The following is a 16,846-nucleotide window of genomic DNA, read 5'->3' on the forward strand; positions in this document are numbered from 1 at the left end:
AACGGGCGGCGCGTCTTCGGGCGCGCCGTCCTGCCTTCGTTTTATCGCATGTCGCTGGCGCAAATCGCTGCGCATATCAGCGCAACATCTATCAGGGTTGGCTTGAAGACCGGCGCAGATTGGTCAGAGCCGGAAGGGGATCGATATGGAATGGTTCACGAAATTTCCGACGATGGACGCGGATACCTTGCGCGATCTCAAGAAGACGATCGATGAGGGCTTCCGTACCTTCACCCGCGCCTATGGTGATGGCATCGAATCGATCTTCGAGCCGCTGCAGCACTTTCTCATCTGGTCCGAGCGCTTCATGACGAAGACGCCCTGGCCCATCATCCTTGTGTTGATCGCGCTCGTCGCCTGGTTCGCCAGCCGCAACTGGAAGATCGTCGCCGGTGCTGTCGGCACGCTGCTTCTCATCGGCTATTTCGACATGTGGGACGACACGATGAAGACCGTCTCGATGATCTTCGTCTGTACCGTCCTGTCCATCGTCATCGGCATTCCGATCGGTATTCTCATGTCGCGCTCGGACCGGGTGCAGAACGTCATCAACCCGGTTCTCGACGTCATGCAGACCATGCCGAGCTTCGTCTACCTCATCCCCGTCGTCATGCTGCTCGGCATCGGCAAGGTGCCGGGGCTCATCGCCGTCGTCATCTATGCCATCCCGCCGATGATCCGCCTCACCAATCTCGGTATTCGCCTCGTCGACAAGGATGTGCTGGAAGCGGCGGACGCCTTCGGCTCTTCGAGCTGGCAGAAGCTGAAGAACGTGCAGATGCCGCTGGCACTGCCCACCATCATGGCGGGCATCAACCAGACCATCATGATGGCGCTCGCCATGGTGGTCATCGCCTCGATGATCGGCGTGCAAGGTCTCGGCCAGCCGGTGCTGAAGGCCATCTCCAACCAGTATTTCACACTCGGCATCTTCAACGGCCTCGCCATCGTCGGCATCGCGATCATCTTCGACCGCGTCAGCCAGGCCTTCGGCAAGCGCCTGCAGAAACACCGCGAGATCATTCACGGTTGATTCGCGCGGACGTGAAAAAGGGCGCCCCGGCGACAAGCCGCGGGCGCCCCTTTTGTTTGGATCTTAGTGCTTGCGCGAGAACAATCCGGTCGAAAGCACCACGCCCGCGCCGACGACCAGCGCCGCGGTGATTTCCGCCGCACCAAAGCTTTCACCGAGGAAGACCGCGCCGCCGAGTGTCGCCAGCACCGGCGTGATGGCGGTGAAGGCGGCGGCCTGACTGCCGCCGAGCGCGCGGATGGCGGTGCCATAGGCGAAGGTAGCGATGAGGCCGGAGAGGATGCCCTGGCTGGTGACCTGAAGGGCGAGGTCGGACAGCGAGGCCTGGCCGAGATGCGTGCCATAGATGGCGGCGAGCACGAGATGGATCAGGAACGACCAGACGGCGATGAGGGCAGCCCCTTCCAGCGCGCTCAGCCCCGAGCGACGGAAGGCATGGGTGAAGCCGGCCCAGAGAACGGCGCCGAGCGGCAGGAGCAGGAAGCCGGTCATCGTCATACCGCTCTTCTGCAGGCTGGCGGCCAAAAGGATGACGACACCCGCGACGATGGCGGCGAGGCCGGCAAGGCGCATGCGGTCCGGCCGCTCGCCGAAGAGCACGATGCCGATGACGGCGGTCGCCAGTGGCATGGAGCCGCCGAGCAGGATGCCGCCGGGTGCGGCGGGCGTCACATGCAGGGCCGCGGCCGTGACCTGGAAGAACAGCGCCCCAGCGCCCGCCACCATGACGACGACGAGTTTCAGCGGCACGCCCTTCGGCAGCAGCCCGGTCTTCAGCCAGATCGGCGCCAGCAGGATGGCCGGCACGCCGTAGCGAATGAGGCCGATATCGATGGTGCCGAGCGGCGTTGCCGCGGTGTGCCGCGTCGCCAGCACCCAGGTCGCCCAGATCAGCACCGTGACGACCGCGCCGGCATAGCCGGCGACCTGCGGATTGGATTTCCCTTCGGACGAAAGCGAGATCATGGCCATGGCGATGTTCCTTCCCGGCGTTGGCGCAATTCATGGCCAGACTCTAGCGCCGGAGGTCGAGGCATGTCCTTGCGACTTATGCCCCTTGAAATGTAGAATGCGCAGGATTATGCCAAAATAGGCGGGGAAAGTTTCGGAAAATGCCAAATATTGATAAATTCGATATCGCCATCCTGAAGGTGCTCCAGGAGGATGCGCGCGCGACGAATGTCGAAATCGCCGAGCGGGTGAACCTTTCGCCGTCGCCGTGCCTGCGCCGTATCCGCAACCTGGAAAAATCCGGCGTGCTTCGCGGCTACCGCGCCGATATCGACCGCAAGGAGGTCGGCCTCGGCCTCACCGTTTTCGTCGAGATCAAGGTGGGGCGGCACAGCAAGGAAAATGCCATGGCCCAGCAGGAGGCGCTGCTCGCCATTCCCGAAGTGGTGTCCTGCTTCCTGATTTCCGGCAATGCCGATTTCCTGGCGGAGGTGGTGGTCGAGGACCTCTCGGCCTACGAGCGGCTCCTGACCGAGACGCTGCTCGCCATGCCCGGCGTCACCGATATCCGCTCCAATTTCGCGATCCGCAGCATCAAGACCGGCGGCCCCCTGAAGCTGCCGTCGCTCTGACGTGGAAAACCGCCCCGACGAGAGGCGTCGGGGCGGTTGGGACGGCCGGAGAGGCGGGGCCGTCCGGGGACGCCACCCCCGGAGAGAGGGACGACGTCCGGCCTGTCGTCAATGCGCAGAGGCGACAGGCGCTTTCGCGGATTTCCAGGCGACGACCATGAGCGCGCCGATGACGGTGATGTGCTCCATCACCACGTAGAATTCGATCGTGCGGATCGGCTCCTGCATGGTCCAGAAATTATGCGCGATCGGGATGGTCAGCGCCGTGAAGACGGCAAGCATGCCGGCGCCGAGCCAGGTCCAGCGGTTGGCGATGATCAGCGCCGAGCCGACAAGCTGGGTGATGGCGACGGCGATGTTGAAACCCGTCGCCGGCTCCAGGCCGAAATGCGCCATCTCGGCCACGCCGGCGTTGAAATCGGCCAGTTTCGCGATGCCGGAGAGCCAGAACATCGAGGTGAGGATCGTGCGGGCGAGGAAGCCGAAGACGCGGCTGCCGGTGATGCTTTCGACGAGGGCGGACATGGATAGTCTCCGATAGATGACATGGACCCGCGGGGCGTCTTTCAGGCTGTCCCCGCCTGCCGCCCGCCGGTTGTTCTGTCCCTGTCCGGCGTGCTGCGATGGCTTATGTCTATCAGAGTTCGGGTGCGGCCGTGTCACCCTGGTAACACCCTTCGCCGCCCATTTTCGGGGGCGACGAAGGGCGTGCGCGGGCTCAAAAACCGTCGAGCACCAGCTTGCCGCGCGTGCGCCCGCTTTCGATCATCGCATGGGCCTTCCTGAGGTTTTTGGCATTGATCGGACCGACGACCTCGGCCAGCGTCGTGCGGATTTTTCCGTCATCGACGAGACGGGCGACGGCGTTCAGCAGCTTGTGCTGCTCGATCATGTCCGACGTCTGGAGAAGCGAGCGGGTGAACATCATCTCCCAATGCGTTGAAACGGACTTGCGCTTGAGGGGCAGCACATCCAGCGCCTTCGGATCGTCTATGAGGCCGAAGCGGCCCTGCGGCGCGATGGCCTCGGCGATCTCCGCCAGATGGTCCACCGAATTGGTCGTCGAGAAGATGAAGGCCGGTGCGCCGATGCCGAGCGCCGCGACCTCGGCGGCAAGCGGCTTGCTGTGGTCGACGACATGGTGCGCGCCGAGGCTCTTGACCCAGTCCGCCGTTTCCGGCCGCGAGGCCGTTGCGATGACGGTAAGGTCCGTCAGGGTTCGGGCGAGCTGCACGGCGATCGAGCCGACGCCGCCGGCACCGCCGACGATGAGGATGGCGTTTGCCGCACCCGGCACGGCATCGCGAACCTTCAGCCGATCGAACAGCATTTCCCAGGCGGTGATCGCCGTCAGCGGCAGCGCGGCAGCGGCGGCGAAATCGAGCGAGGCGGGCTTGCTGCCGACGATGCGCTCGTCCACCAGGTGAAACTCGGAATTCGTGCCGGGCCGGTCGATGGCGCCGGCATAGAACACGGCGTCGCCCGCCTTGAACAGCGTGACCTCCGGCCCGACGGCTTTCACGATGCCGGCCGCATCGAAGCCGAGCACGCGCCATTCGCCGCCGGCCGGCGCGGCGTTGCGGCGAAGCTTGGTGTCGACGGGGTTGACGGAGACGGCCTTGATCTCGACGAGGAGGTCGCGGCCTTTCGGCTCGGGCACGGGTTGCTCGATATCACGAGGGCCGTTTCGGAGGTGATTTCCTGCGAGGTCTGGTAGGCGATGGCGCGCATCTGGGTCTCCTTTCGCGTTGAATGGAGCCTAGATGAATAGTAATCTCACCATCCGCAAGAATGCACATTTAATGCCCATAGTGTCGAAAAGGATACCGTGAATGTCCCGCCCGCGCGCCAAGCTCACGAAGGATTTCCCGGGCTGCCCGGTGGAATCGACGCTGTGTTTCCTCGACGGCAAATGGAAGGGCGTGATCCTGTTTCATCTGCTGGAGGGAAAGCTGCGCTTCAACGAACTGCGCCGCAAATTGCCGAGCGTCACGCAGCGCATGCTGACGAAGCAGCTGCGCGAGCTGGAGGATGCGGGCATCCTGTCACGCACGGTATTTCCCGTCGTGCCGCCCCGTGTCGATTATGAGCTGACGGCCGCGGGCCGCAGCCTGGAGCCGGTGATCAGCGTGCTTGCTGCCTGGGGTTCGAAAAACGTCACCCGCGAAGATGGACAAACGGTCATCCGCCTGGCTCATGAAACGAAAACGGCGCCCCCGGAAGAGGACGCCGTCTGATCGGTTGAGCCTTAGGGGGATCACTCGGCCGGGCAGGCCGGCGTTGCCGCACGCTCGGTCTTTTCGAGCGCCAGGGAGACGAGGAAGACACCGAAGCCGACGACGGCGGTTGCCGCCCCCACAAAGCCCATCGAGCCGTAGCCGTAGCCGGCGCTGATCGCCATGCCGCCGAAGAGTGCGCCGAGCGCGTTGGCGACGTTGAAGGCCGAGTGGTTGAGGGCGGCGGCGAGCGTCTGCGCATCACCGGCCACGTCCATCAGGCGTGTCTGGAGCGCCGGGCCGACGACGAAGCTGCAGCCGATGAGGAAACAGCAGATACCGAGCAGGATCGGGTTTGCCGCCGTCAGCGACAGGCTGATCAGCACGAAGAAATAGAGCACCAGCGACCAGCCGATGGTGCGCATCAGCGAGAGGTCGGCGAGCTTGGCGCCGAAGATGTTGCCGACGATCATGCCGCAGCCGAAGATCGCCATGATGACCGGTACCATGCCGACATGGAGCCCGGCGACCTCGGTAACGATCGGCGAGATATAGGAGAAGACGGCGAACATGCCGCAGAAGCCGCTGGCGGCGATGCCGAGCGTCAGCCAGACCTGCTTGCGCTTCAGCGCGCCGAGTTCTGTGAGGGCATTGATGCCCTTCGGCACGCTGTCGCGCGGCAGAAAGACGGCGATGAGTGCGACCGTCAGCAGGCCGGTGATGCCGACAGCGACGAACATGAACTGCCAGTCGAACAGCTGGCCGAAGAAGGCGGCGAGCGGCGTGCCGATCAGCGTGGCGACGGTGAGGCCCAGCATGACCTTGCCGACCGCCTGCGTGCGCTTGTTGACCGGCACCATGGAGGCGGCGACGAGCGCGGCGACACCGAAGTAAGCGCCGTGCGGCAGGCCGGAGAGGAACCGGAAGAGGATGAAGCTTTCGAAGGTGGGCGCGACCGCGCTGGCGAGATTGCCGGCGGCAAAGAGGCCCATCAGCACGAGGAGCAGGTCGCGCCGGCGGAACCGGGCGCCGACGACCGCGATGATCGGGGCACCGACCACCACACCGAGGGCATAGGCGCTGATGACATAGCCGGCCTCGGCCGTCGTCACGCCGAAAGTGGTGCCGACGTCCGGCAAGAGGCCCATGATGGCGAATTCGCCGGTGCCGATGCCAAAACTGCCGACGGCGAGCGCCAGGATGATCAGGGTGACGGTGAGCGCCGAAAGCGGCGGCTGCCCGGAGGAGAGGGCGGCATGGGGCAAGGCATGTTCGGACACGGGATGGCTCCGCAGGAATGGTCCACACGCGGACAATCGGCGACAGACCCTGCACGGGCGGCCACTCCTCCTGGCTGCTGATGCGGTATGGTCCGGCCGGAAAGGCCACGATGGGGAAGGTACAATGCGGCCAGCATGCGTACTCCCGACGCAGGCGACCGGGCGGCAATATATCAAAGAAGGGCGCTCTGCCTACTGCGATTTTTCACCCATCCCGCATTTGGCCGCGGGGCCGGCGCGCACGAATTCTTGCGCCGTATTTCACGGGCGCCTGTTAATCGCCGCTTTCTCTCTTATCTAATGGATCGATCATCACCCTTCAGGCGTTCTCGGCCTAGACGCGGAGTATGCGAATGAGAGTACAGGCGATATTCAACAGGGACGGGGGGACGTTCCGCACCACCGACATGGAGGCCTTTGCCCGCCACGCGGAGAGGGTTTTCTACGAGGCAGGGCACCACCTCGACTGCGATATCGTCGAAGGGGCCGATATCGAAATGGCGCTGCGGCGTTGTTCCGACCGGACGGATCTCGACGCCATGCTGGCCGGCGGCGGCGATGGCACGGTCTCAGCCGCGGCCGGGCTTGCCTGGCAGAGCAGGATGCCGCTCGGCATCGTCCCTGCCGGCACCATGAACCTCTTTGCCCGCTCGCTGAACATTCCGCTCGACATCTGGCAGGCGATCGATGCGCTGGCGGACGGCGACATCGCGGCGGCCGACATCGGCACGGCGGACGACCGGGCCTTCGTGCACCAGTTTTCCGCCGGCCTGCACGCCCGCATGGTGCGCCTGCGCAATGCCATGACCTACCGCTCGCGCATGGGCAAGATCGCGGCCAACACCCGGGCGGCCGTCGGCGTCATCTTCGATCCGCCGGAATTCGAGGTGGAGTTCAATGTCGACGGCGTCGAGGAGCATCGCATGGTCTCCGCCATCAATGTCTCGAACAACCGGTTTGGCGAAAACGGCCTGCTCTATGCCGAGGACCTCACCGGCGGCCATCTCGGTTTCTACACGACGAAGCCGCTGAAGCCGACGGGCGTGGCCAAGCTCGCCTTCGATATCCTGCGCGGAAAACTGCGGGAAAATGCCGACGTTACCGAAATGACCGGCACGGCCGTCGACCTGCATTTTCCGAAGGTCGACCGGGCGATCAACTGCGTCATCGACGGCGAGCTGCTGCCGATGGACCGCGACGTCTCGATCCGGCTGCATCCGGGCGAACTGAAGGTGATGGTGCCGAAAGTCCAGGCGAAGGCCATGGCCACGACGGAGCCGGCGGCGGCCTGAGCGCGGGATGCGCGGCGTTTGCCCCTCACTCTAACCCTCTCCCCGCAAGCGGGGAGAGGGGACTTGCCCCACGGGCGGGCTGTTGGTTGAGGAAAGCGGATCGGCCTATCCCTTGCCCCGCTTGCGGGGGGAAGGTGGCCGGCAGGCCGGATGAGGGGTGGATCGCTAAATCCGCGGCAGATAGGTCTGGTAGTCGAAATCCGACACCGTGCGCAGGTAGACGATTGCCTCCTTGCGCTTCGTGTCGCCGTAGAGCTTCTGGTACTCCGCCCCGAACGCATCCTTGATGAAGGGCGAAGCGGAAAACTCCTCGACAGCCGTCAGGAAGTCGTGCGTCAGGCGCTTGGCGTCCGGCGCGTCCTTGCCCGGCTCGGTTACCGGACCCGGATCGAGCGTCTCGTCGAGCCCGAGCAGGATGCCGCCGAGGATCGCGGTCAGCAGCAGGTAGGGGTTCACATCCGCCCCCGCCACACGATGCTCGACGCGCGCCGCCGGACCATCCTTGTCCGGAATGCGGATGGCGGTGCCGCGGTGGCCGAAACCCCAGGTCAGATCGACTGGCGCGAACGAACCCGGCTGGAAGCGGCGGTAGGAATTGGCGAAGGGCGCGAAGACGAGCTGCGCATCGCGCATCGTCTGCAACATGCCGGCGCAAACCGATTTCAGCTTCACCGGATCGCCGCCCTTGGCATCCAGAATGTTCTTGCCGTCCTTGTCGATGACGCTGCAATGGACGTGCAAGCCGGAGCCTGCCTGGTCGGCATAGGGTTTTGCCATGCAGGTGGACTTGAGACCGAAGCGGCGTGCAGCCTGTTCGGCAATGCGCTTCAAGTAGATGCAGTCGTCGGCGGCGGCGAGCGCGTCCGGCCGGTGCAGGAGATTGATCTCGAACTGGCCGGGGCCGAACTCCGCCGTCGTCGCATCCGCCGGCAGGTCCATTTCCTTCGCCCAGGTCCGCACGGTCTGGAGATAGTCGTCGAGCGCGTCCGTCGCCCGCATGTCGTAGAGCTGGAAACCGTTCGGCTCGTCGCGGTACATCAACGCCGCCGGCGGACGCGGCTTGCCGGTCACGCGAAAATCGTCCTCGACCAGGTAGAACTCCAGTTCCGTCGCGACGACGGGCGTCAACCCCCTGTCTTCGAACCGCTTCAGCATGCGGGCGAGAATGGCGCGCGGGTCCATGAAGGTGGGCGTGCCGTCGAATTCGTGCATGGTGGCGAGCACCTGGCGCGATCCCTCGGGCGCCCAGGGCATGGCGGTCAGCGAACGGCGGTCGGGAATGCACACGCCATCGGGATCGCCGACGGAAAGCGAGAGGCCCGTGATGTCGTCATTGTCGTCGCCCCAGATGTCGAGCGACTGGGTGGAGGAGGGCAGGCGCACCGAACCATCCCAGATTTTCTTCTCGCCTTCGGGCGGAACCTGCTTGCCGCGGAGGTCCCCGTTCATGCCGACGAGGAGGATTTCGATACGGGGTGGGGCATTGGCGGGCGGCGAACCGGCTGCCGTCTTGTGGTTTGTCATGGTGCCTGCTTTTGGTTTGGCGGGAAGCATGGACAAGAAAATTTGCTTTCGCTCGATCTCTTGCCAAATGCCTGTTGTATGGGCATTTTCGTAACCCATTCTGTCCCGCCGTTCAATAAGGCGGGATCTACCCCCAAGGATGTAGTCAAATGTCGAACAGCAGTGCAGCAGCCGTTTCCAACCTCGGAGCCCTCGACGCCGCCCATCATCTTCACCCCTTCTCGGACATGAAGAAGCTGAACGCGACCGGCACCCGCATCATCGAACGAGGCGAGGGCTGCTACATCTTCGACAACCACGGCAAGCGCTATCTCGACGGCTTTGCCGGCCTCTGGTGCGTCAACATCGGCTATGGCCGCAAGGAAATCGCGGACGCCGTCGTGCGCCAGATGAACGAGCTGCCCTATTACAACACCTTCTTCGGCACCACGACGCCGCCGGCCGTGCTGCTCGCCCAGAAGATCACGTCGCATGCCGGCCCGAACATCAACCGCGTCTTCTTCACCGGCTCCGGTTCGGAGGCCAACGATACGTGGTTCCGCATGGCCCGCGTCTACTGGGGCGCCATGGGCAAGCCGACCAAGAAGGCGATCATCGCCCGCAAGAACGGCTATCACGGCTCGACGGTTGCCGGCGCGTCGCTCGGCGGCATGAAATGGATGCATGAACAGGGTGACCTGCCGATCGAGGGCATCCACCATATCGACCAGCCTTTCTGGTATGCCGAGGGTGGCGATCTCACCTCGGACGAGTTCGGCCTGAAGATGGCCCGCCAGCTCGAAGAGAAGATCGACGAGCTCGGTGAGGACAACGTTGCCGCCTTTATCGCCGAGCCGATCCAGGGCGCGGGTGGCGTCATCGTGCCGCCGGCCACCTACTGGCCGGAAATCGCTCGCATCTGCAAGGCGCGCAACATCCTACTCGTGACCGACGAAGTGATCTGCGGCTTCGGCCGCACCGGCCACTGGTTCGGCCATCAGCATTTCGGCGTTGAGCCTGACCTTGCGCCCATCGCCAAGGGCCTGTCCTCCGGCTACCTGCCGATCGGCGGCGTCATGGTGTCCGACCGCGTCGGCAACGTGCTGGTCGAAGAAGTCGGCGATTTCAACCACGGCTTCACCTATTCCGGCCACCCTGTCTGCGCGGCCGCGGCGCTGGAAAACCTGCGCATCATCGAGGATGAGAAGCTCGTCGAGCGCGTTCACGACGACATCGGCCCCTATCTCGCTGCGGGTCTCAAGTCGCTCGAAGACCTGCCGATTGTCGGCCAGGTCCAGCAGGTCGGCCTGATGGCCGCCGTCCAGCTTGCCGAGGATAAGTCGAGCCGCAAGCGCTTCGAGGACAAGGAAAAGGCCGGCGTCACCGTGCGCAACCATTGCCTGGAAAACGGCCTGGTGCTGCGCGCCACCGGCGACCGCATGCTCTTCTCCCCGCCGCTCGTCATCACCCATGCGGAAGTCGACCAGATGATCGACATCACCCGCAAGGGACTGGAGCACGCCTGGAAGGTGATGACGGCCTGATCGGCCTCATCACGCGATCCGAAGGCCGAGATGCTCGGCCATCGGATTAAAATCCCTGTCGGCATGGAGCAGGCTGTGGCCATGCTCCATGCAATAGGTGCCGATGATGAGATCGGCGGTCTTGCGGATGGTGATGCCTTTTGAGCGAAGAAGGCGGAAATTCGCGGCGGCTTTGATTGCAATGTCGGGAGACAGCATCGGAACGACCTGGAATGGGGCCAGCCGCTTTTGAAGGCTGGCGGCATTCCCGTTGCTCTGAGCGCCTTGCAGAATTTCCAGAAGGACAATATCGCCGAGCAGGATGTCCCTCGCTCGCGATATCGTCTTGAGCCGCATGGATTGCGGTGTGACGATCCCCCGGAATGCCGCAATCCACACCGAGCTATCGACGACGATCATTCGGCAGTGTCATCCCGCAGCGTTTCAGGCGGTCCCCAATCTGTGCGCATTGCATCGAGATCGCCTTCCCAGCCCATTCCCCAAAGCTCTTCCAGAGCCTTGCGGCGACGGCCTTCCTCGACAAGCTCGCGAAGTGCCAGTTCGATGGTTGCCTTCTTTGTCGACAAGCCGCTGAGTTCCATCGCTTCAGCGATCAAGGCATCATCGAGATCGATGTTCGTGCGCACGGCAACCTCGCATGTGTATGAAACACGAAAATCATACACCATGGCGAGGTCGCTTACAATAAAATCACTGAAACGCCGTCTCGAAGAAGCTCCTGAGCTTGCGTGAATGCAGCTTCTCCGTCGGCATGCCTGCGAGCTTCTCCAGCGCCCGGATGCCGATCCGCAGATGCTGGTTCACCTGCGTCCGGTAAAATGCCGTCGCCATGCCGGGCAACTTCAGTTCGCCGTGCAGCGGCTTGTCGGACACGCAGAGCAGGGTGCCGTAGGGCACGCGGAAGCGGAAGCCGTTGGCGGCGATGGTCGCGGATTCCATGTCGAGCGCGATGGCGCGGGACTGGGAGAGGCGTTTGACGGGGCCGCGCTGGTCGCGCAGTTCCCAGTTGCGGTTGTCGATCGTCGCCACGGTGCCGGTGCGCATGATGCGCTTGAGGTCATAGCCCTCAAGGCCCGTCACCTCTTCCACGGCGCTTTCCAGCGCAACCTGCACCTCCGCCAGCGCCGGGATCGGCACCCAGACCGGCAGGTCGTCGTCGAGAACGTGGTCCTCGCGCACATAGGCATGGGCGAGCACGTAGTCGCCGAGCGTTTGGCTGTTCCTGAGGCCTGCGCAATGGCCGAGCATCAGCCAGGCATGCGGACGCAGCACGGCGATGTGATCTGTGATCGTCTTGGCATTGGAGGGGCCGACGCCGATATTGACGAGCGTGATGCCGCCATGGCCCTTCTTCTTGATATGGTAGGCCGGCATCTGCGGCAGGCGGGCGAGCGTCAGATCGGTCTCCGGCTTGTCGGCGCCGGCGGGCGTGACGATGTTGCCGGGCTCGACGAAGGCCGTGTAGCCGTTGCCACCTTCGGCCATCTGCAGGCGTGCCCAGGCGCAGAACTCGTCGACATAGAACTGGTAGTTCGTGAAGAGCACGAAGTTCTGGAAATGGTTGGCGCTCGTCGCCGTATAGTGGCTGAGACGGGCGAGCGAATAATCGATGCGCTGCGCGGTGAACGGCCCGAGCGGCGAGGGCTCGCCGGGACCGGGCTCATAGGCGCCGTTGGCGATTTCGTCGTCGGTGGTGGTGAGGTCCGGCGCGTCGAAGAGATCACGCAATGGCAGCTCGATGCCCTCGGCGATCTCCGCCTCGACATAGGCACCTTCGCCGAAGGCGAAATGCAGCGGGATCGGCGTCGTCGATTCCGATACCACGACGCGAACGCCGTGGTTGCGCATCAGGAGGCCGAGCTGTTCCTTGAGATAGTGCCGGAAGAGCTTCGGACGGGTGATGGTGGTCGTGTAGACGCCGGGCGAGGCGACATAGCCGTATGAGAGCCGGGAATCGACATGGCCGAAGCTGGTCGTCTCGATGGAGACCTGCGGGTAGCAGGCGCGGAACCGCTTGTCGGGCGTACCGTTCTTGCCGAGCGAGACGAAGGCATTCGTCAGAAAGGTCGTGTTGCGGTCGTAAAGGGCCTGAAGGGCATCGACCGCGGCCACCGGATCCTCGAAGGAACGGGGCTCATAGGGCTCGGGCGTTGCGAAGGAAAGGGGCCTGGGGGAGAAGATTCGTTTGCTCATGAATCACTATAAGTGTTGTTGTTTGACAAGCAAACGACAACTTCAGCGCGCCCGCAAGCCTCAGGACCGATCGACATTCAACCCGTGCCGTTTGCAGGCCGGTACGGGCTGAATGTCGATCGGTCCTAGCGCGGGGCTGCCAGAATGATGCCGGCACCGACCAGCGCCAGCGCCGCGCCCGCCGCATCGAAGCGGTCGGGGCGAAGCCCCTCGGCAAGCCAGAGCCAGAGGAGCGAGGCGGCGATATAGACGCCGCCATAGGCCGCATAGGCGCGGCCGGCAAAGGCGCTGTCGACCTGCGTCAGCAGCCAGCCGAAAAGCGCGAGCGAGACCATGCCGGGCACGAGCCACAGAATGGACTTGTCGAGCCGCCACCACGCCCAGAAGGCGAAACATCCGGCGATCTCGGCGAGGGCCGCAAGGGAAAAGACGAGAAGGGATTTCATCCGGGCTCCAGGGACAGGCATTCGGTCTGCGCTCGGCTCGCTCCCGGATTTTACCGAAAGGCTGTGCGCTGGCCTGACCGGTTTAGCACGGACGGCAGAAGGGGAAAGCGTATTCTCAGCTCATCGACTGGCGCTGGAGCGTGACGAAGAGCACGAGGCCTGCGCCCTGCTTTTCGATGCCGAGGCCGCCGGCATTGCTCCAGGCGAGCGCGCCGACCGGGGTGATCAGCATCGCCGAGAGGGCGAGAATGCGCAGGGCCGTGGCGCAGGTATGGGTCAGGGCGGTCGTCATCGCGGCGTGTTCCGGCGTCTTGGGGAAAGGATCAGAGCGAGGCGCGGCACATGTCCGGCGCCATGCAGGCGACGAGCTTGCCCGTGGTGTTGTGCGTGCTGCGGCGGTAGTCGGTTTCGACAGCGGCGGCGAGCATGATCGCGAAAATGGCCATCAGCAGGGTGATGATCGTCAGGCGGCGTGCGAGGATGTCCATGGTGTCGTCCCTCAGTGAAATGTTTCAGTGTGGCCCTTGTCGCATTGCGGGACTGAACGCTCCCTGAGAGGTCGGTTCATCTCCCGTTCAGGAAAGCTGTGATCGCGCCAAAAGGGGGGGCAGGCCGCGCGGAGCGGCGGCAGGCGCGGCGCATGTCCAGAATGCCGTCGCCCATCACGCGAGGCGATTGGCATACACCGAGCGGTTCTGAAGCCCGTGTTCGGCCTGAAAGGCCGCTGTTTTCATCTGGGAATGCAAATCGGCAGCGGCAAGGGCGGAGGGCCTCTGCACAGAGCCGCAGTCGGGCGGGTATACCGGCGCCGGGGCGCCGGCCGGTTTCTTCACCCCTGTCCGTTCAAAGCCGCGACCAGGTCTGCGACTTGCAGAGCACCTTCAGGACGCAGCCCTTCATCTTCAGCGAATTGCCGCTGACCGCGCCGGAGCCGCTATAGGTCTTGTCCGCGGCCGGGTCGGTGATCGAACCGGAATAGTCCACGCCGGCGCCGTCCAGCTTGCCGATGCGCTTGCCGGCGAATTTCCCGGTTTTCAATGTGATGCAGAAGCTGCCGCCGCATTTGGCGATTGCCGCGGTCTCGCCGCTGGCGGTCTTCCAGTTGCCCTCGATCGGCTCGGCGGCGAGGGCCGTGCCGGGAACGGCGAGCAATGCCGCGGCGATCCATGTCTTCAGGTTCATGTGCTTCCTCCTCCAGAATGCGGTGGGAATATTGTCTTACGCGAACGTAAAAGTAAACATGCTGGAAAGGCGGATTCGTGCGCGGTCTTTGATGCTGGCGGTGTGGAAAAATGCGCCCTGGAAAAATCCGACCGGTTTGCGTGGTTAGCGAAAGGTTGAAATCGGCGGTTGAACAATCGGTAAATTTTGAAGCAAATGCCGCGGTTTCCAGCGCTTTCGATGTTTAACGAAAACCCAATTTTACCAAGCGTTTGGACTTTGTTTGTCTCAAATTAAGCATGCATTTTAAGCGCATTTTGAAAGGCCCGCGGCATAGTGGAGCCATAAGACGAGCAGGGAAAACCCGCCGGCAAAACTCTGACGGAAGACCAAGGCCGCACAAGACGGCAGGCGCCGGAAGAGGCCCGAAAGGGCAGGTAAAACAGGACAATACGAGCAGAAAACCAGGTAGACAGGGACAATCGAAATGGCACGCTTTGACTTTCAGAACACCGAAACGGCCGCCATGACGGGCGGCGAGAACCGCGCCGAAATCTTCTGCGACATGGGCCTCATGTATGCCACCGGCCGCGGCTGCGCCGTCGATGTGGTACAGGCGCACAAATGGCTCAACATCGCCGCTATCAAGGGTTGCGAACGCGCCGCGGAGCTGCGCGCCGACCTTGCCGCGACGATGACGAAGACCGACCTCGCCCTGGCGCTGCGCGCCGCCCGCGAGTGGATGACAGTTCATTGACAGGCGACTGGCGAACAGGGAGCAGCGAATAGGCAAGCGTCAAGAAGACCGTGGAAACGGCAACGCCCCAATTTGCTATTCACTGTTCGCTATTTGCTTCAAAACCTGCGGCAACGCTTCCTCGAGCAACGCCATATCGTTTTCCGGCCCGACGCTGATGCGGATGCATCGGTTGAGAGGGGCAACGCCCGGCATGCGGATGAAGACGCCATGTTCCATCAGACCATCGACAATGGCCCGGGCGTGGGTGCCGTCCCGGCGGCAATCGATGGTGACGAAATTGGTGGCGGAGGCGAGGGGAGAGAGGCCGTTGGACCGCGCGATCTGCGAGATGCGTTCGCGGGACGCGGCGATACGGGCGATGACGTCCGCAAGGTAGGCCTGATCCTTCAGCGCGGCGAGTGCCGCCTCGATCGAAATCCGGGCCATGCCGAAATGATTTCGGATCTTGTCGAAGGCCTGCGCATTGCCGAGCGTGCCGATCGCGTAGCCGATCCGCGCGCCGGCAAGGCCGTAGGCCTTTGAGAACGTGCGCATGCGCAGGATGTTCGGCTGGCCGATCAGTGCACTGATCGCCGGAATGGTGCCCATCGGTGCCGTCTCGCCATAGGCTTCGTCGAGAATGAGCAGCGTCGTTTCCGGCAGCGCCCGCGCGAAGGAGACGACGCTGTCGGCGTCCCACCAGCTTCCCATCGGATTGTCCGGATTGGCGAAATAGACCAGCGGCGCGTTTTCCCGCTGCACGGCTTCGAGCAGGCCGTCGAGGTCCTCCCGGTCGTTGACATAGGGCACGGTGACGAGCCGCCCGCCGAACCCGTTCACATGATAGTTAAAGGTGGGATAGCCGCCGAGCGAGGTGACGACCGGCGTGCCCGGCTCGATGACCAGCCGTGCGATCTCGCCGAGCAGCCCGTCGATGCCGCCGCCGATGGCGATGTTGTCGCGCGAAATGCCGTGATGCAGGGCAAGCGCCTCCCGCAGCTCGAAATTCTCCGGGTCGGCATACATCCAGGTGGTGCCGGCGGCGGCGCTCATCGCCTCCAGCACGGACGGTGCCGGGCCGAAGCCGCTCTCGTTGGCGCCGATGCGGGCGCGCACGGCAAGGCCGCGGTTGCGCTCGATGGCTTCCGGCCCGACGAAGGGCACCGTTGCGGGCAGGGACTGGGCGAGGGCGGTGAAGCGGGAGAATGCGGACATGGGACCTGCTGGGATCGATCGACACGGATGCGGGAGGCCGCTGCCGATGCGCCGCAAGACCACGCCGCCGGAATCGGTTTCCCGGCGGCAGCCTAGCCAATAATGCGGGGCGGGGAAACGCTCAGTTGGCTGCCGAGCCGATGCCGGCCTTCTTCTCCACGCCTGTCATGTAACGCCGCTCCGGCTGCTTGAGGCGGCCGGTAATGCCGCCGGTGAAGTAATCCGACCGCACGATCATGCGCAGGAGTTCTTCGTCGATCTCCTTGATGAACTGCACGCCGATGCGGTTGTCGTTGCGGTAGACTTCCGCGCAGCCGATGCGTGAGGTGACACCGACGATGGAAAGGTAATAGTGCAGCGGCAGGCCGATCGTCGTGTTGACGATGAAACTCGCGCCGCCGAGTGATATGTCGATCAGCTTGCATGTGCGTGTCTTGGGCGCCATCAGGTCGAAACCGACCGTCATCAGCATGCCTTGCCGGTTGACCGCGAACCGTTCCCATTTCCGTTCGTAGAGGCCTGCGCCTATGCGCTGCTTTGCGTCGTCACTCATTGCCGCTTTCTCCCAAAGAGGACGTCATGTCCGACAGAGACGGGCAGAGTGTCGCAGGCGATTATTTTGTTTCGTTAAAACAAATGCT

General features: G+C 63.6%; 19 protein-coding genes and 1 pseudogene. 6 read left to right on the plus strand and 14 right to left on the minus strand.

Going from position 1 to position 16,846, the window contains the following annotated elements; all coding sequences use genetic code 11:
• Positions 1-145: 145 nt before the first annotated feature.
• On the plus strand, positions 146-1,033 hold the full coding sequence (locus tag EXZ48_RS06105) for a proline/glycine betaine ABC transporter permease (protein WP_130514847.1): 888 nt from the start codon (positions 146-148) through the stop codon (positions 1,031-1,033).
• Between the two features lie 63 nt (positions 1,034-1,096).
• On the opposite strand, the gene EXZ48_RS06110 is transcribed toward EXZ48_RS06105, so the two are convergent.
• Positions 1,097-2,005: a DMT family transporter gene (locus EXZ48_RS06110; protein WP_023517248.1), complete on the minus strand. Its 909-nt coding sequence runs from the start codon at positions 2,003-2,005 to the stop codon at positions 1,097-1,099.
• 140 nt (positions 2,006-2,145) lie between these two features.
• Between EXZ48_RS06110 and EXZ48_RS06115 the strand changes: the two genes are divergently transcribed.
• Entirely contained in the window at positions 2,146-2,616 is a 471-nt protein-coding gene (locus tag EXZ48_RS06115) for an Lrp/AsnC family transcriptional regulator (protein ID WP_130514849.1), read from the plus strand.
• A gap of 108 nt (positions 2,617-2,724) precedes the next feature.
• Here the strand turns inward: EXZ48_RS06115 and EXZ48_RS06120 are convergent, their stop codons facing one another.
• Entirely contained in the window at positions 2,725-3,141 is a 417-nt protein-coding gene (locus tag EXZ48_RS06120) for a DoxX family protein (RefSeq protein WP_130514851.1), read from the minus strand.
• 193 nt (positions 3,142-3,334) lie between these two features.
• A pseudogene (locus tag EXZ48_RS06125) lies at positions 3,335-4,347 on the minus strand (zinc-binding alcohol dehydrogenase family protein).
• A 101-nt stretch (positions 4,348-4,448) separates the two neighbouring features.
• On the opposite strand from EXZ48_RS06125, the gene EXZ48_RS06130 reads away from it, so the two are divergent.
• Complete coding sequence (locus EXZ48_RS06130; protein ID WP_130514853.1) at positions 4,449-4,853, plus strand: helix-turn-helix domain-containing protein; 405 nt, start codon at positions 4,449-4,451, stop codon at positions 4,851-4,853.
• Positions 4,854-4,873: 20 nt separating this feature from the next.
• Here EXZ48_RS06130 and EXZ48_RS06135 read toward each other — a convergent pair whose 3' ends face one another.
• Complete coding sequence (locus EXZ48_RS06135) at positions 4,874-6,112, minus strand: MFS transporter (RefSeq protein WP_245461961.1); 1,239 nt, start codon at positions 6,110-6,112, stop codon at positions 4,874-4,876.
• Positions 6,113-6,465: 353 nt separating this feature from the next.
• On the opposite strand from EXZ48_RS06135, the gene EXZ48_RS06140 reads away from it, so the two are divergent.
• A complete protein-coding gene (locus EXZ48_RS06140) occupies positions 6,466-7,404 on the plus strand; it encodes a diacylglycerol kinase family protein (protein ID WP_050746572.1) in 939 nt (312 codons plus the stop codon).
• A 165-nt stretch (positions 7,405-7,569) separates the two neighbouring features.
• Here the strand turns inward: EXZ48_RS06140 and EXZ48_RS06145 are convergent, their stop codons facing one another.
• Positions 7,570-8,928, minus strand: coding sequence for a glutamine synthetase family protein (locus tag EXZ48_RS06145; RefSeq protein WP_130514855.1), 1,359 nt, complete (start codon positions 8,926-8,928; stop codon positions 7,570-7,572).
• A gap of 149 nt (positions 8,929-9,077) precedes the next feature.
• Between EXZ48_RS06145 and EXZ48_RS06150 the strand changes: the two genes are divergently transcribed.
• Complete coding sequence (locus EXZ48_RS06150) at positions 9,078-10,451, plus strand: aspartate aminotransferase family protein (RefSeq protein ID WP_130514857.1); 1,374 nt, start codon at positions 9,078-9,080, stop codon at positions 10,449-10,451.
• 9 nt (positions 10,452-10,460) lie between these two features.
• Here EXZ48_RS06150 and EXZ48_RS06155 read toward each other — a convergent pair whose 3' ends face one another.
• The 7 genes from EXZ48_RS06155 to EXZ48_RS06175 all read right to left on the minus strand — a co-directional run bounded on the left by EXZ48_RS06155 (position 10,461) and on the right by EXZ48_RS06175 (position 14,272).
• Positions 10,461-10,850 carry a PIN domain nuclease gene (locus EXZ48_RS06155; protein WP_130514859.1) on the minus strand — a complete coding sequence of 130 codons (390 nt, stop codon included), beginning with the start codon at positions 10,848-10,850 and terminating at the stop codon, positions 10,461-10,463.
• Positions 10,847-11,077 carry a type II toxin-antitoxin system VapB family antitoxin gene (locus tag EXZ48_RS06160; RefSeq protein WP_130514861.1) on the minus strand — a complete coding sequence of 77 codons (231 nt, stop codon included), beginning with the start codon at positions 11,075-11,077 and terminating at the stop codon, positions 10,847-10,849. The genes EXZ48_RS06155 and EXZ48_RS06160 overlap by 4 nt, the downstream gene beginning before the upstream one ends.
• 64 nt (positions 11,078-11,141) lie before the next feature.
• Complete coding sequence (locus EXZ48_RS06165) at positions 11,142-12,644, minus strand: AMP nucleosidase (protein ID WP_023516597.1); 1,503 nt, start codon at positions 12,642-12,644, stop codon at positions 11,142-11,144.
• Positions 12,645-12,769: 125 nt separating this feature from the next.
• Complete coding sequence (locus tag EXZ48_RS06170) at positions 12,770-13,090, minus strand: YnfA family protein (protein ID WP_023516588.1); 321 nt, start codon at positions 13,088-13,090, stop codon at positions 12,770-12,772.
• 115 nt (positions 13,091-13,205) lie between these two features.
• A complete protein-coding gene (locus EXZ48_RS34785; protein WP_023516589.1) occupies positions 13,206-13,382 on the minus strand; it encodes a hypothetical protein in 177 nt (58 codons plus the stop codon).
• A gap of 31 nt (positions 13,383-13,413) precedes the next feature.
• Positions 13,414-13,578, minus strand: a complete 165-nt coding sequence (locus tag EXZ48_RS34790; RefSeq protein ID WP_023516590.1) for a hypothetical protein — start codon at positions 13,576-13,578, stop codon at positions 13,414-13,416.
• Between the two features lie 355 nt (positions 13,579-13,933).
• Positions 13,934-14,272 carry a DUF2147 domain-containing protein gene (locus EXZ48_RS06175; protein WP_130514863.1) on the minus strand — a complete coding sequence of 113 codons (339 nt, stop codon included), beginning with the start codon at positions 14,270-14,272 and terminating at the stop codon, positions 13,934-13,936.
• A 466-nt stretch (positions 14,273-14,738) separates the two neighbouring features.
• On the opposite strand from EXZ48_RS06175, the gene EXZ48_RS06180 reads away from it, so the two are divergent.
• Positions 14,739-15,008, plus strand: a complete 270-nt coding sequence (locus EXZ48_RS06180) for a sel1 repeat family protein (protein WP_024270734.1) — start codon at positions 14,739-14,741, stop codon at positions 15,006-15,008.
• Positions 15,009-15,083: 75 nt separating this feature from the next.
• Here EXZ48_RS06180 and EXZ48_RS06185 read toward each other — a convergent pair whose 3' ends face one another.
• Positions 15,084-16,205 (minus strand): pyridoxal phosphate-dependent aminotransferase, encoded by a 1,122-nt coding sequence (locus EXZ48_RS06185; protein WP_130514865.1) that lies wholly within the window; start codon positions 16,203-16,205, stop codon positions 15,084-15,086.
• A 121-nt stretch (positions 16,206-16,326) separates the two neighbouring features.
• Positions 16,327-16,758 (minus strand): PilZ domain-containing protein, encoded by a 432-nt coding sequence (locus tag EXZ48_RS06190; RefSeq protein WP_023512392.1) that lies wholly within the window; start codon positions 16,756-16,758, stop codon positions 16,327-16,329.
• Between the last annotated feature and the right edge of the window lie 88 nt (positions 16,759-16,846).

Source organism: Shinella sp. JR1-6, assembly GCF_004284735.1.
Lineage (GTDB): Bacteria > Pseudomonadota > Alphaproteobacteria > Rhizobiales > Rhizobiaceae > Shinella.